Source organism: Flavobacterium luteum (assembly GCF_008806775.1).
Classification (GTDB): Bacteria; Bacteroidota; Bacteroidia; order Flavobacteriales; family Flavobacteriaceae; genus Flavobacterium; species Flavobacterium luteum.
The window spans coordinates 479,351-501,382 of record NZ_WAEM01000002.1; the positions used below are offsets into that span (position 1 = coordinate 479,351).

The following is a 22,032-nucleotide window of genomic DNA, read 5'->3' on the forward strand; positions in this document are numbered from 1 at the left end:
AAGCCAAACAATACTGCTTGGCTTTTTTATTTAATTTTAAATTATTTTAGTCTACTAAAACAATTACTTTATTGTCTTTCATTTCAATAGTTCCAGAAGTAATACTGAGCGTATAATTTTGCTCATTTACTTTAATAAATTTATCTCGAATGTCTTTATTAAAAATAAAGCTTGGTGCTACCATTTTTACAACTCCTTCTTTTAAAGTAGATACTATTGGTGCGTGATGATTCAATATTTGGAAACTACCGTCAACTCCTGGCAGAGAAACCGAAGTCACTTCGCCTGAAAATAATTTTGCTTCTGGTGATACTATTTCTAATAACATAGTTATGAGTTATAAGTTATGGGCTAGGAGTTATTGGTTAGAAAATGAAGCATTTTTACTTCTAACTTCTTACATTTAACTTCCAACTTTATTATGCTTCTGCCAACATTTTTTCTCCTGCTTCGATAGCGTCTTCAATGGTTCCTTTAAGGTTGAACGCTGCTTCTGGCAAGTGGTCTAGTTCTCCATCAATAATCATGTTAAATCCTTTGATGGTGTCTTTTATGTCAACTAAGACTCCTTTTAATCCTGTAAATTGTTCCGCAACATGGAATGGTTGAGACAAGAAACGTTGTACACGACGCGCTCTTGAGACTGCTAATTTATCTTCTTCGGAAAGTTCTTCCATACCCAAAATCGCGATAATATCTTGCAATTGTTTGTATTTCTGAAGAATTTCTTTTACTCTTTGTGCGCAGTTATAATGCTCATCCCCAATAATTTGAGGAGTCAAGATTCTAGAAGTGGAATCCAATGGATCCACCGCAGGATAAATACCCAACTCGGCAATTTTACGAGACAATACTGTTGTTGCATCTAAGTGAGCAAATGTTGTTGCTGGCGCTGGATCCGTTAAATCATCCGCAGGTACGTAAACCGCTTGTACAGATGTAATTGAACCTTTGTTTGTAGATGTGATACGTTCTTGCATTGCCCCCATTTCGGTAGCTAATGTTGGTTGGTATCCCACAGCAGATGGCATACGACCCAAAAGTGCCGAAACCTCAGAACCTGCTTGTGTGAAACGGAAAATATTATCAACGAAGAAAAGAACATCTTTTCCTTGGTCTGAACCTGCACCATCACGGAAATATTCTGCTATTGACAATCCTGAAAGCGCTACACGAGCACGAGCTCCAGGAGGTTCATTCATTTGTCCAAAAACGAAAGTAGCCTTAGACTCTCTCATTCCTGGTAAATCTACTTTAGATAAATCCCATCCCCCTTCTTCCATAGAGTGCATAAAAGCATCTCCGTATTTTATAATTCCTGACTCTAACATCTCACGAAGTAAGTCATTCCCTTCACGTGTTCTTTCACCTACTCCTGCGAATACTGAAAGTCCACCGTGACCTTTTGCTATATTGTTAATCAGCTCTTGAATCAATACTGTTTTACCAACACCGGCACCACCAAACAATCCAATTTTTCCTCCTTTAGAGTAAGGCTCAATCAAATCGATTACTTTAATACCTGTAAATAAAACTTCAGAAGAAGTTGATAAATCTTCGAATCTTGGTGCTTGACGGTGAATAGACATACCGTTTACACCTGTTTTTGGTAATTCTGGTAAACCATCAATAGCATCTCCAATTACGTTAAACAAACGACCATAAACATCTGCTCCAATTGGCATTTGAATAGGATTACCAGTCCCTACTACTTCATAGCCTCTGCTTAAACCATCTGTTGAGTCCATCGAAATGGTACGAACTGTATTTTCACCAATGTGAGATTGTACTTCAAGTACTAATAATGTACCATCTTTTTTTGTGATTTCTAATGAATCATAAATTTTTGGAAGTTCAACATCTTTACCGTTGAAAACTACATCGACAACTGGTCCGATGATTTGGGCAACTTTTCCTATTACTTTTGACATTGCTTATGTATTTATTAAATAGCGTTTTAGGTTTGTGAAAAACACCGAATTGAATCTGATCAAATGGATGCTTTTTTCAGAGTGCAAAGATAATTTTTTAAAATAAAAAATCAACACTTTTTTTAGTAAAATAAATTCTATTTTTTTTGAAGGGAATAATTCTCTAATAACAGATTTTATAGATAGCACAAAAAATAAAAAACCACCACAAAAAATGTGATGGTTTTAGATAGAAGAGATTTTATTTTAAAAATCAGCGGCATCTTTAGGGAATAAAATTCTATAATTTCCTAAATTTACACCTTTTAAATTGGACCCATATTTACCATTTATTGCTTCAATAAATTTATTTGCAAATAAGGCATATCCTCTTGGTGTTGGATGAAATCCGTCAAGCGAAAAAGCACCTCCTGTAACAAATGAAGCATTTAAAGTGTAGTTGTTGGCTGTAATGCCTTTTGTTGCCAAGTCATTCATTAATGTTTTAAGGTTTACAAAAGCTAAATCATTTGCTGTTGCTGCTGCTTGAATAATTGCATTATATGCATCTACTGCTACTCTAGTTTCTAGAACTTCCTCTTTAGAAAGCACCCACTTATCACCTAGTGGCACTGAAACACCATTAACAAATTGTGGATTACCACCAACAGTAGTTCCTATAAATGAACTTGCTGGCAAAACAATTAAATCTTCGGCAGTTGCCTGTCTCATACTTACCAATGCTGGATTAATTCCTGTTAAATCTGTAAGATATTCATCCATAATTACTACAGCATTTCCGGGACCTGGTCGAAAAGTAATAGTTCTCTTTGCTATTTCTGCATCAGCATTAGCCTGACTCATTAAGTTATTAGCTACTAGGAAGGCAAATGCTTTAGTTATACCAGCATTATAAGCACCATACGCTGCAAGACTATTAAGCTGAGCCACAGTCGCTGCGTCTAATGGCACCGGATTATAAGGTACCGCTCTAAAATGAGGCAAAGCATCAACATAAGGTATATTGCCTATGACCCCTTTACGACCTCCTGCTGAAAGCTGAGAAAGTATGGAATTATATGCTCCATTAAAAGTAGCCGTTGGAGTTATTGGGTCTGTACCATCACCACCAGAAAGTGCGTACCCGAGCACATCATTACCCCCAATCCATAAAGAAAAGAAGGTTGGCGATTGACTTAAAGCATCAGCGACAACCGTTGTTGCTGGTGTGGAAGCAAATCTAGCAAAATAGGGGTTTCCTGCTGCACTACCGTAACCTGGAAAAAGTAAATGAAAGCTTTTTGCTCCTGGTATACCCATGTTGTTAAAAGGACCTGTGAGTATAGTGGTTGGATTAGTAGTACTCGTTCCTAGTGCTGGCTGTATTTTTGGCGTACCGTTTGGGTTAAATCCAAAAATGGCTAATCTTGGACCAAATGCAGGATTTCCGCCTATAAAGCCTCCGGTATTATCTGCCATAAATGGATTAGTAAAGTCTCCACCTCCAACAAGTGCAAACTGCTGTGCTAAAATATTTGGATAGGATCCTTTCTGACCCTCAATAAACAAAGCTCCATCGGAAAAACCCGCAGCATAGGAATCTCCTATTGCAACATATTTAGAAAAATCGGCAGTTCCAGCAGTTAATGGTAAGCCATCTGAGCTATCATAAGTAATTATCTCGTTGTCATTGCAAGCTATAAAGGTTACCGAAACCAAAAATAGCCATTTTATATTTTTTATCATGATATTTAAATTTAAGTATTATTGGTTTATTTATGGGGTAATTGTCCATGAAACAAAATATTGTTGACCTATAAGTCCAGCTCCTAGAACCTGACCGTACTCTTTACCTCCTAGATTTGTTGCGCCTATTTTGATAATTGATTTTAAATTAGTCAAACTATAATTGGCTTGCATATCAATAACGGTTGCTTCTTTAATAATACCATCTGCAAAAGTCGATTCCCAAATGTATTCTGAATTCCATCTTCCACTAACTGAAATTCCAAAATTTTTAAATAATTTATCATTGCCTAGCGTTGCTTTTACTCTGTGCTTAGGCGTATTGAAACTAGCTTCAAAGTCAGGGTCTTTTGCTTGATCGAAATCAAATTGAGCATAATTGTAGTTTCCACTAAGTTCAAAGTCTTTATACACTTTTTTAGATAATCCTAAACCAAATCCAAGAGATTTTACCGTTAGACTCGTATTGGTGTATACTTGATAGGTTCTAACATCTCTATTTACAAGTGCTTTGGTTGCGGAATTATCTGAAAAATCGGTTGGGTTTGTTTCGGCATTTCCATAATAAGGAGTAACAACATTAAATCCTCCAATAAAATCATTATAAATATTATAATATCCATTGATATCCAATGCAAAACCTTTAATTGTGCCTCTATACCCTAGATCAAAAGCTTTAACTTGTTCTGGTTTAACAATAGGCACATTCGCTTTGACCAAATTCTCGGCGGCATCTGCTAAACCTGAAGGCGGTCCAGCTCTATAAGCATCGTCAAATGCAAAATAAGATCTCTCCGTAAAAGAATTTTCATAAGCATCACGACCAGATAAAGTTATTGTACCTGTTGGCCCAATTCCTAATACTGTTTGCCCCGCAGCAGATATTTCATTATTGTTGTCAGGATCTCCACCTCTAACTTCAGTATAACGGTCTAAATTGTCAGGAGCAGATCCAACTAAAGCTCTTGGACCAATATCAAATCCTATATATTGGTCTTGAGTTGTTGGATTACGGAAACCCGTTTGAAAAGACCCTCTAATGTTGTGATTCTTTTGTTCATCTAATGCATATACAAAAGACAATCTTGGAGAATAGTTTCCGTCAAAGTTTTTAGCTTTGTCATATCGAATAGACCCAGTTAGTTTTAACTTATCATTCATTAATTTTTTCTGTGCTTGAGTATAAACCCCATATTCATTGTATCTAATTGACCCTACATCATCTGTATAAATTCTGCCAAAAGAGTTTAAATCATATACTCTATAGGAACCGCCTACTTGAATTTCAACTGGTTTTATAATATCCCTAAAATTATAATTAGCATCTGAATGATATATATGAGAATTATCTACTAATTTCGATCCTTTTAAAACATCTGGATTGGCAATAACTCTGTTGAAAGCCTCTTTAAACTCTGGTGTACCTGGTAATAATCTACCTGTATCGGCTTTACTTCTTGCATAAGCATGTGCTTCTGCAGGTGTAGTACCAGTTCCTGGTACCAACCCTAAAGTAGCATTACCATATGCCGAGCCATAATCCTTAAACCATTGTGTATCAGATTTCCAAGCTCTATTGATGTTTAATGCTGTAAAAGTCATGTCATAAGATCTTCCTCCATCTTCAGTAGTAGTATATCCTCTTACAAAGAAATTTTTCCCTTTAAATTCAATTTTATGCTGTTGCATAAAAAACCCATTTAAATTGTATCGACTGGCGCCTTGATATACTGAGTTCCCTATACCAAATTTAGATTGCCATATCATTTCTACATCTTTAAGCTTTTCTGAATTTGCCCATGGTTTAAAGTGTAAAGAGAAATCCATTTTTGCGTTTTTCACCAAACTTTCAGTAAGGTCAGTTTCGTTATATCCTGTTCGCGAGATGTCAATATTTGGCAATAAATTGTAAGCAGATGAGCCAAAAGCATTTCTGTTTTTAAGGTTTAGAAAGGCTTCGTCTCCGTAAACGTTGACACCGTTGTAGCTAGGGTCAGTTCTATTTACTCCTATGACTTCATCGCCGCTTTTAGTTAGACCATTGTAATTGGTAGCGTACCAATCGGTACCTTTCATAAAAGTAAAGTTAGCTTTTGCCGCAAAATGAGGCGTGAGAGCTTTTGCTACTCTTACTCCATAATCATAAAAATCATTGGTTCCTGCTGCCTTTTGACTTGTATTTCCGTATTTAGCATAAGCTGTAATACCTTGACTGGTAAAAGGGCTTTGACTAGTCATGAACAAAATTCCATTAAAGGCGTTTGCACCATATAAAGCAGACGATGCTCCCGGTAGTAGTTCTACGCTTTGCACATCAATTTCAGAAACACCTATTAAATTTCCTAAAACAAAGTTTAATAAAGGAGAGGAATTGTCCATTCCGTCTACTAATTGTAAAAATCTAGTATTAGCAACTGTTGCAAAACCACGAGTATTTATTGATTTAAAAGACAAACTACTGGTATTCATTTGAACTTCTTTTAGATTCTCTAATCCGTCATAAAATGAAGGTGCAGCAGCTCTTTTTACATCTTTAATTGTAAATCTTTCAATAGTTACTGGGGATTCCCTAACTCTCTCAGGGGTTCTAGAAGCGGAAACTACGATTTCATTTAATAACGTTTCTTCATCATCAAGGTTTACGCTAACTTTTTGATTTTTTGATTTAATTTCTATTTTCTTAGTTCCATAACCAACACTAGAAACCTCTATAGTATAAGGAGGATTTTTAGAGGTGTTTAACACAAAATTACCTTCTTGGTCGGTAACTGTTCCTGCTGAATCTCCGATAATTTTAATATTGGCTCCAGGAATTGGCTTTTTATTGCCATCTTTAACAACGCCTGTAATTGTACTTTGCGAGTAAGTTATACCGCAAAAAAACAACGACAAAATATACAAATACACTTTCATTTAGTTTAAATTTTGTTGGTTTATGAAGCCAAAATACAAATATTTTTGAAATTAATAAAAATTAGAACGGTTAATTTATAATTTTATATTAATTAATGAATTATATTAAACATTTCTCATTTTAAGAAAAACTAAACTTTTATTGACATTTTAAGAATAAGCCTAAAAAAAATACTATGCATGCCTATTATTTGATGCTGAATTTACATTTATAGCAAAAAAAACGTCCCGATATATCGAGACGTTATCATTAAAATATTTAAAACTTTAACTATTCAACCGTGACTGATTTAGCTAAATTTCTTGGCTGATCGACATTACAACCTCTTAATACCGCAATATGATAGGATAGTAATTGTAAGGGAATTGTAGTTAATAAGGGAGATAAAGCATCAGATGTATCTGGAATTTCTATAACATAATCTGCTAATTCACGAACTTGAGTGTCGCCTTTTGTGACAACAGCAATAATTTTGCCGCTTCTTGATTTAATTTCTTGGATATTACTTACCACCTTATCATAATGCCCTTGTTTAGGAGCAATCACGACTACTGGCATATGTTCATCTATTAAAGCAATTGGGCCGTGTTTCATTTCTGCAGCAGGATAACCTTCTGCATGAATATAAGAAATCTCTTTAAGCTTCAAAGCTCCTTCTAAAGCTACTGGGAAATTATACCCTCTACCTAAATACAAACAATTAGGAGCATCTTTAAATTTTGTAGCAATTTCTTTTGCTTTATCATTTGTAGTTAATGCCTCAGCAACTTTCTCTGGTATAAGTTCTAACTCTTGTAAATACCTGTGGAAATCTGAATTTGAAAGTGTTCCTTTGGCTTTAGCTAAGCGCAAAGCTATCATGGTTAAAACTGTTATTTGAGTAGTGAATGCTTTTGTAGAAGCAACTCCAATTTCTGGCCCTGCATGTGTATAAGCACCTGCATGAGTTTCTCTAGATATTGAAGAACCTACAACATTACAAACACCAAATACAAAAGCTCCTTTTTCTTTCGCTAATTTAATTGCGGCAAGAGTATCAGCGGTTTCTCCTGATTGAGATATTGCAATCACTACATCATTCTTATTAATAATTGGATTTCTATATCTAAATTCAGAAGCGTACTCCACCTCAACAGAAATTCTTGCAAATTCCTCTATAATATATTCAGCTACTAAACCAGCATGCCAAGATGTTCCGCAAGCTACTATTATAATTCTATCAGCATTTAAGAACTTTTCTAAATTATCTTCTATACCTGCCATTTGAATTAGGCCTTGATTGGCATGAAGCCTTCCTCTATAAGTGTCTTTTATTACATTAGGCTGTTCGTAAATTTCCTTAAGCATGAAATGATCATAACCCCCTTTTTCGATCTGCTCTAAATTCATTTGTAATTCCTGAATATAAGGATCCACTAGAGTATCATCTTTAATTTTTCTAATTTTTAAAGGCTTGTCTAAACTAACAATTGCCATCTCCTCATCTTCTAAATAAATCGCATTTGATGTATATTCAATAAAAGGTGACGCATCAGAAGCTATAAAAAATTCGTTTTCTCCTACACCTATTGCTAACGGACTTCCTAAACGTGCAACTATTATTTCATCTGGGTTTTGTTTGTCAAACACGCAAATTGCATAAGCACCAACCACTTGATTTAAGGCAACTTGAACGGCTTTTCCAAGCTTTAATTTTTCTTTTTTCTGAACTTCTTCAATTAAGTTAACTAAAACTTCAGTATCAGTATCTGAATGAAAAACATATCCTCTTTTGATTAATTCTTTTTTTAACGGCTCATAATTTTCTATAATTCCGTTGTGAATTATTGCTAAATTACCAGAGTTTGACATATGTGGGTGCGAGTTTACATCATTAGGCACTCCGTGAGTAGCCCAACGAGTGTGTCCCATTCCTATAGTTCCATTTGTAGAAATTTCTTTTGAAATTTCTTCCAAATCAGAAACTTTACCTTTAGTTTTAGAAAGTTTTAAATCTATCCCATCATACAAGATTAATCCTGCACTATCATATCCTCTGTATTCTAATCGTTTTAGCCCTTTTATAATAATTGGGTATGCTTCTCTATGTCCTATGTATCCTACTATTCCGCACATAATTTTAGTTAATTAGGTTTTGTATAATAAATTTCAAATTTCAATCTTTTGTCTTGATCTTCAGATTTTGGATTCGTTCCAAATAAAACTGTTCCCAAAGGATTTATTACTGAAGATGTTGGTATTTGTTTTATGTTTCCAGCAAAAACTGGCGTTGCTAATTTTTTATTACTAACATCTGCAATGTTTTCTGTAACTACCAATCCCAATTTTACATTAGTAACTGTATCATTACTTATTAAATTCCTGATATGGTTTGTTAATCTGATTTTGTATCGTATTCCTCGTTTGCTAACTGTTTCTTTTTCAATTATTCCTCCATGAGTATTTTTATTAAACTTAGAAGACGAACCTAAAGATGAATCAAAAGTATAATCTAGTAATTGTTTTTTGTTGTTTAAATCATACAAATAGATTCTATTTGGCTCACTTGCGTTTGCCATAGTAGTTGCATCAATAGTAAACGTTAGAATAGCATCATTAATAAGCCATTTGTTTGTTCTTAACAAATCTAATTCATTATCTTTAAAAATATTAATTACCCCCATTGAACCTTCGCCTCCCTTTAAATATAACTTCTCATCACCGTCTGTTGTATTTGGAGATGTTATTCCATCAATATAACTCTGAGAGTAATTGTTCTGAAACAAATTTACTGAATTTCCAGTTAAATTTAACACAATAGATTTCGAAACTCTATCTTTTTCATCTGTTTCGGTAAGTGATTTGTTCTCTTTATACTTTACGGTTATGGTACCTTTTCTAAAATCGATTAAAGCTAATTGCGAGGAAGTTCCTGACTTTTCTACTTTAAAATACAAACCTCTAAAATAATTTTTAAAAACATCATTAGTAGTTAACTTTCCTGGTGAAGCATTAATTATTTTTTCGGTAAAAAAATCCTTGTTTAGTGTTAGTTCAATACCAGGAGATTTTCTTGCAGTTACTTCTTTGGTTTCTGAATTTATTTCCGTTAGTTCAGCATCACTAAAAACAAACTCCTCGTTAGTATATAAAAGCTGTCCTTTTACATTATCAAAAAGACTGTTTTGATTAGTGTTATAAACTTGACTGTCTTGAGTTGCTGGATCAAAATCTCTCATATAATATCCAGATTCATATATGCCTAGTTTAATTTTTGACGCTGCAGGTCCGTAAATTGAATCTAATTCATAAATTCCGCCTACTCCATCTTCTTTAAGTTTTGTTTTTATGCTAAAATAAGGAATGTATAAAACAACACTCTCAATCTCTGGTTTTAAAGCAACATCTATAGTAGGATTTACTGTTTGTAAAACTACTTGAGTCGCAAAATTTGCAGTAGTTTCTCCAAAGGCTGGGTTATTATAAATCCCTAAAGCGTTTATAGGGAGATTATTAGATTGTACTGGACCTAAATTTTGATTGAAAGCAACAACACTTTTTTCGAATTGTTTAATTTCAAAATTATCATCGCCAATGATATCAGTTCCTATTCCGTTAAAATCTTTATCACAAGAAGCAAAAAAAATAGTTGTTAGAGCAAAAAGAATGTAACTTTTAAATGAATTATTGTTCATGCTTGACTTTAAATAATTATTTTATAATAGCGTAGTTTTGTAAAAATTAGTATACGCCTCAACGAATTTATCTTTTGGAGTGAAAGGTAAAAAAGGTTTACCCGAAGATTCTATAAATTCTGTTAAACTTGAAGATAAATTGTCTGATGCTACAATTAGTGCATCTGAATGAAGTATGGAGGCTTTAATTACATTCTCATAGTTTGGCAATTCTAAATGAGCAATCGCATCTAAAGGAACATTGTCAAACTTAACTTTGTTAATCATTTCAATATCTAAAGCACCTTCAAAAGACTGGCTATAAACCGATGTTATTATTTTAGTATGAGCAAATAACGCTTCATCTTTGTAATAATGTTTCATATAAATGGGTAACATTGCAGCCATCCATCCGTGAACATGAATAATATCAGGAACCCAGTTGAGTTTCTTAACCGTTTCTACCACTCCTTTTGCAAAAAAAATGGCTCTTTCATCATTATCTGGATATAAAACACCCTCTTCATCTGTAAAAGTTGCTTTCCTTTTGAAATATTCGTCGTTATCTATGAAGTAAACCTGAATGCGTTCTTTAGGTATCGATGCTACTTTAATGATTAGAGGCATGTCTAAATCATTTACCACCAAATTCATTCCAGACAATCGAATTACCTCATGCAATTGATGTCTCCTTTCATTAATATTTCCATACCTTGGCATGAAAATTCTTATTTGTCCTCCTTGATCGTTGATCATTTTAGGAACATCATAAGACATTAATGACACTTCATTTTCCGCTAGATAGGGCACCACTTCAGATGATACGTATAATATCCTCTTATCCTCCATATTGTAATTTACTTTACTTATTGTCAACAAAAACAGTGCAAATTTACAAAATTTTATGCAGTTAATAACTAAAAACTTATGTTTGCACTTATTTCAAAAATAAACACATGTTAATTTTCTACAAAAAACTTCAGTTAACAACATATTTGTCAACAATAGCAGGCGATAAAGTGACTATTGGTTTTGTTCCAACAATGGGAGCCTTGCATTTGGGGCATTTGTCATTAATAAAGGAATCATTGCTTAATAATGAATTAACAGTTGTTAGTGTGTTTGTTAATCCCACGCAATTTAACAATCCGAATGATTTGTCGAACTACCCGAGAACGTTGGAAAAGGATGTCGAGAAAATTAAATCCATATCAAGTAAAGTAATCATTTATGCTCCAACTGTTGATGATATTTATGAGAAAGGAGCAGTGCCTGAACATTTTAATTTTGACGGCTTAGAAAACACAATGGAAGGACAGTTTAGACCAGGGCATTTTAACGGTGTAGGCACAGTTGTAAAACGATTATTTAACATTGTAAAACCAACAAACGCCTATTTTGGGGAGAAAGATTTTCAACAAGTATTAATAATAAAAAAGCTGGTTAAAACGCTCAATATTCCTGTTAATGTTATTATCTGTCCTGTTTTTAGAGAACCTAACGGACTGGCTATGAGTTCTAGAAATGAACGCCTAAGTGAGGAAGAAAAAAATGAAGCAGCCTTAATTTACAAAACCATTCAGCAGGTGAAAATAAAATTTAAAACGGAAAGTGTTTTATCTATCTCTAATTGGGTTAAAGAACAATTTAAGAATGTCCCTAACTTAAAATTAGAATATTTTCAGATAGCTGATGAAACATTTCTATTACCCTGCAAAATAATAAATACAACTACAAATTACAGAGCTTTCATAGCCGTTTATGTGAACAACATAAGATTAATTGATACCATTTCATTAAATTAATTACTTTTGCCCTAATAAATTTAAGAAGCAAAACAAATCCTGATTTACAATTATATTAGAATCTTTTGAAGAAGAACATCAGTAAATGGCTCTCTATTTTGCTTCCTATTTTACTAGGCCTTTTTTTAATTGTTTATACCTACGAAAAGTTTACCCCTGAACAAATTCTTGAAATAAAAGGGTACTTTAAGAATGCTGATTATTCCTATATATACGCAGGCTTGGTTGTAGCTTTTCTTGGAAATGCTTCAAGAGCCTATAGATGGAAGTTTGCTTTAGAGCAAATGGGGTATTCAACTTCATTTTACAATAATTTTATGGCTGTTAACATTGGGTATTTACTTAATTTAACTGTGCCAAAATCAGGTGAAATTTCGAGAGCTGTTATATTAAAAAAATATGAAAATGTTCCTTTTGACAAAGGCTTTGGATCTATAGTTGCAGAACGGATTATAGATATGATTGTTTTACTATTTTTTATGATGCTAGCCGTTTTTTTGCAATTTGACATAGTTAAAACATTTATTCTAGATAAAATTCCGCTAAAAAAATTATTGTTTTTAGTAGTCTTGATTGTTTTATTATTCTTTATTTTATTAAGAACGTATTTATACTCGAGAAGAAAATGGGTTCTCACCCTAAAAGAAAAAGTTTCAGGACTAAAAGAAGGTTTTTTAAGTATTCTTCACATTAAAAAGAAAGCGGCTTATTTTTTTCATACTGCTTTTATTTGGTTCTCTTATTTATTTACATTCTACATCACTCTTTTTGTAATTCCACAAACAAGTAATTTATCTGTTGGAGCTATAATGACCGCTTTTGTAGTTGGTAGTGTAGCAATATCTTTTACAAACAGTGGTTTAGGATCATATCCCTTTTTAATATCCAAAATTTTACTTTTTTATTCCATTTCTGAAACGGCTGGAAATGCTTTTGGCTGGATTGTGTGGAGTTCCCAGATGCTACTGGTTTTAATTCTTGGTGTTTTGTCATTTTTATTTTTACCAATATTTAATAACAATAAATAATTGTTTATATTAGTAAACTATTTTATTGCTGTTAAAAGAAATACCACAAACCAGATGAAAAAAATATTTTTATTTCTTATTTGCATTAGTGTTTCTAAGGTTTTGTGCCAAAAAACCACAGAAATGATTGCTTCTTCAAAGCTTAATGAAGAGAGAGAAATTACTATTGGATTACCTATGTTTTATGATAAAAATCCCGAAAAAAAATATCCTTTATTAATCTTACTCGATGGTGATTATTTGTTTGATCCGTTTCAAGGAGCGCTAAATTATGGCGCATATTGGGATGATCTCCCAGAAGTTATCATTATTGGTATTAATCAAAATAAAAATAATGAGCGAGAAGCAGATTGCGCTACTGATAACGCTAATGGATTGCCGATTGATAAAGGAGAAAAATTTTATGAATTTATTGGTTTAGAATTAATTCCTTATATCCAAAAAAAATATAGAACTACCCCTTTCAGAATTATTGCAGGTCATGATGTAACAGCTGGTTTTCTAAATTCGTATCTTTATAAAGATCAACCGCTTTTTAATGCTTACATCTCACTAAGCCCTGAATTAAAATCAGGCATGATAGAGCAAATTTCAGAACGGTTAGCATTCATAGAACAACCCATTTTTTATTATCAATCTACAGCAGATGGAGATATAAAAAAAGAACAAAAAAACATTAAAGATTTAGACCATTTAGCAAATCAAATCAAAAAACCAAGCTTAAATTACAGATTTGATGATTTTAAAGAATCCAATCATTATTCTTTAGTTTTAAAGTCTATTCCAAATGCATTATATCAAATTTTCGATGCTTATAAACCTATTTCAAGTTCAGAATTTTTAGATAAAATAGTTGTGCTACAGTCAGGCTATGTAGACTATTTAAATAATAAATATGATGTTTTAGAAAAAACATTAAACATAAAAATGCCCATTCGTATCAATGATTTTAAAGCAATCGAAGCAGCAATTCTTAAAAACAAAGCCTATGCCGAGTTTCAAACGTTAGCAGAATTAGCAAAGAAAAATTATCCAAAAACAATGCTAAGTGACTATCATTTAGCAATGATGTACGAAAAAACAAATGATTTAAAAAAAGCGGCTAAAGCTTATCTAAGTGCTTTTCAAAAAGATGAAATTGGAAGTTTGACAAAAAACATGATGTTTGATAAATCAGAAGAATTAAAAAGCTTAATCCCTAGTAAAGATGCTAAAGTTGGAGAACAAACTGAACCAATTATAGAACAACCTATAGAAGAAAAAAAGACTGAGTAGTAGTACCAACTATAATATAAATCAAAACAAGATTCGTTTTTTTTACCCTCATAAAATAAAAAGAAATTTTTTATTACCTTGCTAATTATTTTAAAGCCATAAAAATAGAACATTCAATAAAGTATGAGAAAATTATTTTTACTCCTTCTTACTATATATTCTGCATGTAACTTCGGGCAAGTAACTAAAATAATGTACCCTTCTTTGAAACTTAACGGAGAAAGGGAAATTACTATTGGACTGCCTAAATCCTACGAGCAAAATCCAAATAAAAAATATCCATTAATCATCATACTAGATGGCGATTATTTGTTTGACCCGTTTTTAGGAGCTTTAAGATACGGTGCATATTGGGATGATTTGCCAGAGACCATTACTGTCGGAATTAGTCAAAACAAAAATAACGAAAGAGAATCAGATAGTACTTACGGAGAAAATACTGGCCTCCCTATTGATCAGGGAAGCGCTTTTTTTGAGTTTATTGGGCTGGAATTAATACCTTATATTCAAGAAAAATACCGAATTGCGCCCTTCAAAATTATTGCAGGTCATGACACTACTGCCGGGTTTTTAAATTTTTATTTATATAAGGATGTCCCCTTATTTGATGGGTACATTTCTATGAGTCCCATACTTGCAAAAGGAATGATACAAGAGATTCCTAAAAGACTCTCGGTTATTGAAAAACCTATTTTCTATTACTTATCCACAGCTGATGGTGATATAAAAAAAATGCAAACTAGTATTAAAGAACTAGATAGTGTTGTGGGTTCTGTTTCTAATTCAAAATTAGATTATAAGTTTAATAATTTTAAAGGAGAAAATCATTATTCGATGGTTTCAATCTCTATACCAAAAGCTTTAAGCTCTTTCTTTGCAAAATATAGTCCAATTTCTATAAAAGAATTTTTAGAAGTTATTGTAAAACTCCCTAATGGTCATGTTGATTACTTAGTTAATAAATATGAAATTATTAAAAAAACTTTGAGTATTAATATGCCTATACGAATTAACGATTATAGGGCAATTGAAGCTGCTATTTTAAAAAACAAAACCTATGATGAATTTAAAGATTTATCTGATTTAGCCAAAAGAGATTATCCCAAATCCATGTTGAGTGATTTTTATTTAGCACTGATGTATGAAAAGAAAGGGGATTTTAAAAAAGCGTCTAAAACATACCAAGGAGCTTATCTAAAAGAAGAAATAAGAGATTTAACGACACAAATTATGTTAGATAAAGCAGATGAACTCAAGAATCAGTAAAATCTAATATGTCTAAAATAAAAACTTCTTTTTTTTGTCAAAATTGTGGAGCTCAATACGCCAAATGGCAAGGTCAATGCAATTCCTGTAAAGAATGGAATACCATTGCCGAAGAAATTATTCAAAAAGAAGAAAAATCGGTTTGGAAATCAGCTAGTTCAGAAACCAAAAAAGCTTCAAAACCTTTAAAAATAAATGAAATCGATTCTGCCCAAGAAATCCGAATGGATACTTGTGATGGCGAATTGAATAGAGTACTCGGAGGCGGAATAGTTCCTGGTTCTCTAATTCTTTTAGGAGGCGAACCCGGAATAGGAAAAAGCACTTTATTGCTTCAAATTTCTCTTAAATTACCTTATAAAACCTTGTATGTTTCCGGTGAAGAAAGTCAGAAGCAAATAAAAATGCGAGCAGAACGAATTACATCAAATACTGACAATTGTTACATTCTAACTGAAACCAAAACACAAAATATTTTTAGACAAATTCAAGATATTGAGCCTGAAATTGTCATCATCGATTCCATTCAAACTTTACATACAGAATATATTGAAGCTTCGCCTGGAAGCATTTCTCAAATTAGAGAAACTACTGCCGAATTGATAAAATTTGCTAAAGAAACCAATATTCCAGTTATTTTAATTGGACATATAACTAAAGACGGAAACATTGCTGGTCCTAAAATTTTAGAACACATGGTAGATACCGTTTTACAATTTGAAGGCGATAGGAATCATGTATATCGCATTTTACGTTCCTTAAAAAATCGTTTTGGTTCTACTGCTGAATTAGGAATTTATGAAATGCTAGGAAGTGGTTTAAGAGAAGTTTCGAATCCTTCCGAAATATTAATTTCGCATAAAGACGTTACGCTTTCAGGTACTGCAATTGCCTCTACTCTAGAAGGCATGCGACCCTTAATGATTGAAATTCAAGCATTAGTAAGTACGGCAGTATACGGAACTCCACAACGAAGCACTACAGGTTATAATGCCAAAAGGCTGAATATGATTTTAGCCGTTTTAGAGAAACGTGCAGGATTTCGTCTGGGAACAAAAGATGTTTTTTTGAATATTACTGGAGGTATCTCCATAGATGACCCAGCAATTGACTTGGCTGTTGTTGCCGCTATTTTATCCTCAAATGAAGATATTCCAATAGGAGAAGGGTATTGTTTTGCCGGCGAAGTTGGACTTTCTGGTGAAATCCGTCCTATAAATCGTGTCGACCAGCGCATTCAAGAAGCAGAAAAATTAGGGTTTTCGACCATTTTTGTATCTAAGTACAATAAGATTTCTTTAAAAAATACGTTTATAAAAATTAGATTGGTTTCTAAAATTGAAGATGTAGCAAGTGAATTGTTTGGGTAAATTTTAATTATTGGATTACAAAACTATAAATGAGAACTAAAAAACAAAAAATATTCCTAATCGCTAAAATCATTAGTGTCCTTTTTGTTTTCATTATTATTGCGCTTTTTGTATTTCGTGATGCACTGTTGCAAAAAACAATAGTCCAAATATCTCATAAGATGGAAAGTGATTACGATAGTAATTTTTCAATCAGGAAAGCACATTTTGAAGGCATTACAGGAGTTGAAATGGAAGATGTTTTATTGGTTCCAAAAAAAGCAGATACACTTTTCCGAATAGAAACTCTTAAAACAAAAATCAATTTTTGGCATTTACTCACAGGAACGATTCAAATTGAAAAATTAGAAGCAAAAAACGGATTTGTTCAATTAGTAAAAAACAAAAAAGGTCGCAATTTTGATGCTTTTTTACCCAAAAAGAAAGACACTGTTGATACAGGCGAAAAAACTAATTATGCTAGATTGGTCTATAAAATTCTAAACAGAACTTTAAATTTAGTACCAACCGACATGCATTTAGAGAATCTTACTTTGCGCATGGATGACATGGGCAAAAAAGCCACATTGAGTTTAAAAAAACTTCAACTGGTAGATAAGCAACTCGAAAGTACAATTAGAGTTCAAACCAATACTTTTATTCAAAACTGGAGCATAAAAGGGTTCGCCGATCCTAGGAACAAACAAACCGATATTCGTTTCTTTAATGTAGATACCGGGAAAATAAAAGTCCCGTATTTTGATGAACGATTCAACATCAAATCCAGCTTCGATTCTATTCGATTGAATGTCAGCAAGATTGATATGGATAGTGGAGAATTGCATGTAGATGGTTTTACAACTATTACTAATTTTACGATTAATCATCCTAAAATTGCTAGTAAAGATGTTGTGATTAAAAACGCTCGATTTGATTACCAATTCCTATTTGGTGAAAATTTTATTGCCATAGATAGTAATTCCACAGCACAATTAAACGCATTAAAATTCAAACCCTATGTTTCTTATAACAACGAAACCGATAAAATTTATACCTTAAAAATTGCCATTCCTAAAATGAAAGCTCAAGATTTTATCTCTTCATTGCCCGAAGGATTATTTACTCATTTTTATGGCATGGAAGCAGCTGGAACCTTCGATTATAAGTTGGATTTTATGTTTAATAAAAACAAACCAAATGCTATAGTTTTTGACAGTAAATTGAATAAAGAAAATTTAAAAATCACAAAATATGGCGAAGCTAATTTGAACAAACTTAACGGAGAATTCATTTATCGCGCCATCATTAAAAACGTTTTACAAAGACCTATATTAGTAGGTCAAGCCAATCCAAACTATACACCATTAAATGCAATTTCTCCCTATTTAAGAAAATCAGTACTCACCACCGAAGATCCATCTTTCTTTTCGCATAAAGGATTTATTACGGAAGCATTCAGACAATCGATTGCGAAAAACATTCGAACCAAGAAATTTTCTAGAGGAGGCAGTACCATTAGTATGCAGCTGATAAAAAATGCCTTTTTAACTCGTGAAAAAACATTATCTCGAAAACTGGAAGAAATTTTACTCGTTTATATTCTTGAAAACAATAGAATTGTAAGTAAAGAGCGCATGCTAGAAGTGTATTTTAATATTATTGAATGGGGACCAAATGTATATGGAATTGGTGAAGCTTCTCAGTTTTATTTCGAAAAAAGCCCAGACCAATTAACCCTAAATGAGTGTTTGTTTTTAGCCAATATTATTCCGAGTCCTCGAAATTTTATGTATCAATTTAATTCAGAAGGAAACTTAAAATCGTTTGCTGTTAACAAGGAAAAATATCTAAAAAATATCATGATGCGACGCGGAATAATTATTCCTGATGACACAATCAATCAAATGCCTATATATGTTTCGGGACGTGCTAATTCGTTTATAAAAACCGAAATAAAAGATACCATACAAATTGATTCTACTTCTATTGAGGAATTTTCTTTCTAATTTTTAAAAAACTGACTCATGAAAACAACCGCTTTTTCATTACTTGTAATGCTTTTTATTTCGAATATTGTTTTTTCACAAAAATCAATTTTTACGACGGCTAAAGTAAAAGCAGCAACGGTTTATTTTAATTCTGTTGAACTTTCACAATCTACATCAGTATTGTTACCAAAAGGAACTAGCGAAATTGTAGTGAAAAATGTAGCCGATTATTTGAATGAAAACACCATTCAAATTGGTGCTCCATCAAACATAACAGTACTTTCGGTTCAATTTACCAATAATTACATTTCAGAATATGAATTAAACGAAAACAATCCAGCCATAAAAAAAGTACGTGACAGTATTAATTTGGTAAAAAAGGAAATACAAAGAGTAGAAAACGCAAGAGACTCTGAAGCTAAAGCCATTGAATTATTAGATAAAAATCAGCAAATTTCTGGTCTGAATTCTGGGTTGAATGTAACTGAATTAATGAAAATGGTTGATTACTATAAACCCAAACGAACCGAGGTAAGTAATACTTATGACACTTTAGACGAGAAGGCAATTAAACTTAATGAGCTGTTGGCTAAATTAAATGCTAGACTTGAGATTAATACTAAAAACGAAGAAAAAACATCAAAAGGAAAATTAATTCTTCAGGTTATGAATGAATTGGCAGGACCAGTAGATTTAGATATAAATTACATCTCTGACTATGCCTCATGGAGTCCGTTTTATGATTTGCGTGCCAACAGCATTTTAGAACCCATGAACATGATGTATAAAGCACAAGTAGTTCAGAATACTGGAATTGATTGGAAAAAAGTAAAATTAACATTGTCTAGTGGCAATCCGAATCAAAACAATCAAGTGCCAATTTTAAATGCGTGGTGGTTACAATACAGTTTTCAAAATCAATATGAATACAAGCAAAAAAGTGTTATGAATCAGATTCAAGGTAATGCTCCTCGAACTGCTTTAGCTGTTGATGCTGTAAATGCTGATGTTTCTTCTGTTTCCAACTACACAACAATTTCAGAGAACCAACTTAATATTTCTTTCGATATTGATATTCCTTATGATATTTTATCAAACGGAAAAGCGCATAGTGTAGCCTTAAAAGAAATAAAATTGCCTGCAACCTACAAATATTATGCTGCGCCAAGAGTCGAAAAAGAAGCCTTTTTATTAGCCGAAATAAAAGACTATTCTAAATACAATTTACTTCAAGGTGAAGCCAATATTATATTTGAAGGTCTGTATGTAGGAAAAACGTTTATCAATCCTAATCAAACTTCTGACACTCTGAATTTAAGCATGGGAAGAGACAAGAAAATTTCCATTAAACGCGAGAAAGTAGTCGATAAATCAGGAACCAAATTTCTATCTTCAAAAAAAGAACAAACTTTTACCTATGATATTACAGTTAGAAACAACAAAAAAGAAGCGGTTCAAATGTTCTTAAAAGACCAATATCCTTTAAGCCCTGATAAAGAAATTGAAATAGAATTGCAAGAAAGTAGTTCGGCTAAAATAAATTCTGAAACAGGGATTTTAACTTGGGATTTAGATTTAAAACCCAATGAAACTAAAAAAATACGACTGAGTTACAAAGTTAAATATCCAAAAGACAAAAGCATAGGAAACTTATAAAGTATTATAATTTAGTTATTTACATTTATTTAAAATTTATTTTATACCTTTATGTGTATGAATCATAGAGTTATGAAAACTATTTTTATATTTTTAATTTCTATCTTCTCTTTTTTTACGTATTCACAAAATATAGGTCTAACTTCTTTTGCAACGGGTTTTATTAGCCCAGTTGAAATTGCCCATCCTAATAATGACTCTCGATTATTTATTGTAGAACAAGGAGGTAAAATAAAGATTGTAAACCCAAACGGAATTACTAATGCTACTCCTTTTCTAACACTAACTAATGCAACTATATCTACAGGCGGAGAAAGAGGATTGTTAGGATTAACTTTTCATCCTAACTATGATACTAACGGCTTTTTTTCGTGAATTATACCAATACATCGGGTCATACCGTAATTGCTAGATATAGTGTTTCTGCTGATTCAAATGTTGCAGATGTTTCTAGCTCAAGTATCATATTAACAGTAAATCAGCCCTTTAACAACCACAATGGTGGCAGCATAAAGTTTGGTCCAGATGGTTTTTTGTATATAGGAATGGGAGATGGTGGAAGTTCAGGTGATCCTGGAAATAGATCGCAAAATCCGAATGAATTATTAGGAAAAATGCTCCGAATAGATGTCGACTCCACTTTGCCGTATGGAATTCCATCTACCAATCCTTATGCTGGAGATCTGACTTTTCGGAAGGAGATTTGGGCTGTCGGTTTACGAAATCCTTGGAAATTTTCATTCGACAAAACAAATGGAGATTTGTGGATTGCAGATGTGGGTCAAAAACAAATTGAGGAAATAAATAAAGTGAACTCAACTATTGCAGGTTTAAATTATGGTTGGAATTGTTTTGAAGGAAATTCAGTATATTCCGGTTGTTCAGCTCTACCGATAAACTACACTTTTCCTATTGCTCAATATGACCATACTTTAGGTTGTTCTATAACTGGCGGTTACGTTTATAACGGTTCTAAATTTTCTAATTTTAAAGGAAAATATTTCTTTGCCGATTATTGCAGCAACAAGATAGGACTATTGAATTCTGATGCCGTGATTAAATGGACTCAAGCATTTGCGGGTGCAAATTTCAGTACTTTTGGCGAAGACAGTGATGGAGAACTATATGTAGCAAGTTTAAGTGCTGGCACAATCTATAAAATAGAAGATACCTCTCTTGCAATTAATTTATTTGATAAAAATGATATAGAACTATATCCAAACCCTGCAAATAAAGAGTTTTATATAAAAACAAATTCAATTCAATTTCCTTCAATGTTAAAAATAACTAATGTTTTAGGAAAAGTGGTTTTGAATATTACATTACAAAATAATTCAAAAACAATAAACACCGATTCTCTTCAAAAAGGAATGTATATTGTAACTATAAAAGAAAACTCAGGAATAAAACACAATGCTAAATTGCTAATTAACTAAGTTTTT

Annotated in this window: 16 protein-coding genes; 9 read left to right on the plus strand and 7 right to left on the minus strand. The window is 32.5% G+C overall.

Translation table 11 applies throughout. The features are described 5' to 3' along the window. Nucleotides 1-46 precede the first annotated feature (46 nt). The 7 genes from F6464_RS05975 to F6464_RS06005 all read right to left on the minus strand — a co-directional run bounded on the left by F6464_RS05975 (nucleotide 47) and on the right by F6464_RS06005 (nucleotide 11,072). Nucleotides 47-328: a F0F1 ATP synthase subunit epsilon gene (locus F6464_RS05975; protein WP_151106891.1), complete on the minus strand. Its 282-nt coding sequence runs from the start codon at nucleotides 326-328 to the stop codon at nucleotides 47-49. A gap of 91 nt (nucleotides 329-419) precedes the next feature. After that, a complete protein-coding gene (gene atpD, locus F6464_RS05980) occupies nucleotides 420-1,931 on the minus strand; it encodes a F0F1 ATP synthase subunit beta (protein WP_151106892.1) in 1,512 nt (503 codons plus the stop codon). Between the two features lie 246 nt (nucleotides 1,932-2,177). Beyond that, nucleotides 2,178-3,656, minus strand: coding sequence for an SGNH/GDSL hydrolase family protein (locus F6464_RS05985; RefSeq protein WP_151106893.1), 1,479 nt, complete (start codon nucleotides 3,654-3,656; stop codon nucleotides 2,178-2,180). Nucleotides 3,657-3,686: 30 nt separating this feature from the next. Beyond that, entirely contained in the window at nucleotides 3,687-6,569 is a 2,883-nt protein-coding gene (locus tag F6464_RS05990; RefSeq protein WP_151106894.1) for a TonB-dependent receptor, read from the minus strand. Between the two features lie 271 nt (nucleotides 6,570-6,840). Beyond that, nucleotides 6,841-8,685: a glutamine--fructose-6-phosphate transaminase (isomerizing) gene (gene glmS / locus F6464_RS05995; protein WP_151106895.1), complete on the minus strand. Its 1,845-nt coding sequence runs from the start codon at nucleotides 8,683-8,685 to the stop codon at nucleotides 6,841-6,843. A gap of 8 nt (nucleotides 8,686-8,693) precedes the next feature. Then, a complete protein-coding gene (locus F6464_RS06000) occupies nucleotides 8,694-10,244 on the minus strand; it encodes a DUF4270 domain-containing protein (protein ID WP_151106896.1) in 1,551 nt (516 codons plus the stop codon). A gap of 21 nt (nucleotides 10,245-10,265) precedes the next feature. Then, complete coding sequence (locus F6464_RS06005) at nucleotides 10,266-11,072, minus strand: glycogen/starch synthase (RefSeq protein ID WP_151107133.1); 807 nt, start codon at nucleotides 11,070-11,072, stop codon at nucleotides 10,266-10,268. Between the two features lie 107 nt (nucleotides 11,073-11,179). Between F6464_RS06005 and panC the strand changes: the two genes are divergently transcribed. The 9 genes from panC (at nucleotide 11,180) to F6464_RS14730 (ending at nucleotide 22,026) form a co-directional block, all read left to right on the plus strand. Further along, nucleotides 11,180-12,028 carry a pantoate--beta-alanine ligase gene (panC, locus tag F6464_RS06010; RefSeq protein WP_151106897.1) on the plus strand — a complete coding sequence of 283 codons (849 nt, stop codon included), beginning with the start codon at nucleotides 11,180-11,182 and terminating at the stop codon, nucleotides 12,026-12,028. A gap of 65 nt (nucleotides 12,029-12,093) precedes the next feature. Beyond that, on the plus strand, nucleotides 12,094-13,056 hold the full coding sequence (locus F6464_RS06015; protein WP_151106898.1) for a lysylphosphatidylglycerol synthase transmembrane domain-containing protein: 963 nt from the start codon (nucleotides 12,094-12,096) through the stop codon (nucleotides 13,054-13,056). Between the two features lie 54 nt (nucleotides 13,057-13,110). After that, nucleotides 13,111-14,331, plus strand: a complete 1,221-nt coding sequence (locus tag F6464_RS06020; RefSeq protein ID WP_151106899.1) for an alpha/beta hydrolase — start codon at nucleotides 13,111-13,113, stop codon at nucleotides 14,329-14,331. Nucleotides 14,332-14,454: 123 nt separating this feature from the next. Beyond that, a complete protein-coding gene (locus tag F6464_RS06025; protein WP_151106900.1) occupies nucleotides 14,455-15,597 on the plus strand; it encodes an alpha/beta hydrolase in 1,143 nt (380 codons plus the stop codon). A gap of 8 nt (nucleotides 15,598-15,605) precedes the next feature. Further along, nucleotides 15,606-16,967 carry a DNA repair protein RadA gene (radA, locus tag F6464_RS06030; protein ID WP_151106901.1) on the plus strand — a complete coding sequence of 454 codons (1,362 nt, stop codon included), beginning with the start codon at nucleotides 15,606-15,608 and terminating at the stop codon, nucleotides 16,965-16,967. A 29-nt stretch (nucleotides 16,968-16,996) separates the two neighbouring features. Then, nucleotides 16,997-18,952 carry a transglycosylase domain-containing protein gene (locus tag F6464_RS06035; protein WP_151106902.1) on the plus strand — a complete coding sequence of 652 codons (1,956 nt, stop codon included), beginning with the start codon at nucleotides 16,997-16,999 and terminating at the stop codon, nucleotides 18,950-18,952. An 18-nt stretch (nucleotides 18,953-18,970) separates the two neighbouring features. Further along, nucleotides 18,971-20,590: a DUF4139 domain-containing protein gene (locus F6464_RS06040; protein ID WP_151106903.1), complete on the plus strand. Its 1,620-nt coding sequence runs from the start codon at nucleotides 18,971-18,973 to the stop codon at nucleotides 20,588-20,590. Between the two features lie 57 nt (nucleotides 20,591-20,647). Then, nucleotides 20,648-20,965 carry a PQQ-dependent sugar dehydrogenase gene (locus F6464_RS14725; protein ID WP_262714075.1) on the plus strand — a complete coding sequence of 106 codons (318 nt, stop codon included), beginning with the start codon at nucleotides 20,648-20,650 and terminating at the stop codon, nucleotides 20,963-20,965. Next, nucleotides 20,962-22,026: a PQQ-dependent sugar dehydrogenase gene (locus tag F6464_RS14730; protein ID WP_262714076.1), complete on the plus strand. Its 1,065-nt coding sequence runs from the start codon at nucleotides 20,962-20,964 to the stop codon at nucleotides 22,024-22,026. Before F6464_RS14725 ends, F6464_RS14730 begins: the two co-directional genes overlap by 4 nt. Nucleotides 22,027-22,032 lie beyond the last annotated feature (6 nt).

Excerpts from the sequence above, each read along its gene's own strand:
- F6464_RS06000 (WP_151106896.1), bottom strand. The coding sequence starts at position 10,244 with ATGAACAATAATTCATTTAAAAGTTACATTCTTTTTGCTCTAACAACT.
- F6464_RS06025 (WP_151106900.1), top strand. The coding sequence starts at position 14,455 with ATGAGAAAATTATTTTTACTCCTTCTTACTATATATTCTGCATGTAAC.
- F6464_RS05985 (WP_151106893.1), bottom strand. The coding sequence starts at position 3,656 with ATGATAAAAAATATAAAATGGCTATTTTTGGTTTCGGTAACCTTTATA.
- F6464_RS05975 (WP_151106891.1), bottom strand. The coding sequence starts at position 328 with ATGTTATTAGAAATAGTATCACCAGAAGCAAAATTATTTTCAGGCGAA.
- radA (WP_151106901.1), top strand. The coding sequence starts at position 15,606 with ATGTCTAAAATAAAAACTTCTTTTTTTTGTCAAAATTGTGGAGCTCAA.
- F6464_RS06020 (WP_151106899.1), top strand. The coding sequence starts at position 13,111 with ATGAAAAAAATATTTTTATTTCTTATTTGCATTAGTGTTTCTAAGGTT.
- F6464_RS14725 (WP_262714075.1), top strand. The coding sequence starts at position 20,648 with ATGAATCATAGAGTTATGAAAACTATTTTTATATTTTTAATTTCTATC.
- F6464_RS06005 (WP_151107133.1), bottom strand. The coding sequence starts at position 11,072 with ATGGAGGATAAGAGGATATTATACGTATCATCTGAAGTGGTGCCCTAT.
- panC (WP_151106897.1), top strand. The coding sequence starts at position 11,180 with ATGTTAATTTTCTACAAAAAACTTCAGTTAACAACATATTTGTCAACA.
- glmS (WP_151106895.1), bottom strand. The coding sequence starts at position 8,685 with ATGTGCGGAATAGTAGGATACATAGGACATAGAGAAGCATACCCAATT.
- F6464_RS05990 (WP_151106894.1), bottom strand. The coding sequence starts at position 6,569 with ATGAAAGTGTATTTGTATATTTTGTCGTTGTTTTTTTGCGGTATAACT.
- F6464_RS06035 (WP_151106902.1), top strand. The coding sequence starts at position 16,997 with ATGAGAACTAAAAAACAAAAAATATTCCTAATCGCTAAAATCATTAGT.
- F6464_RS06040 (WP_151106903.1), top strand. The coding sequence starts at position 18,971 with ATGAAAACAACCGCTTTTTCATTACTTGTAATGCTTTTTATTTCGAAT.
- atpD (WP_151106892.1), bottom strand. The coding sequence starts at position 1,931 with ATGTCAAAAGTAATAGGAAAAGTTGCCCAAATCATCGGACCAGTTGTC.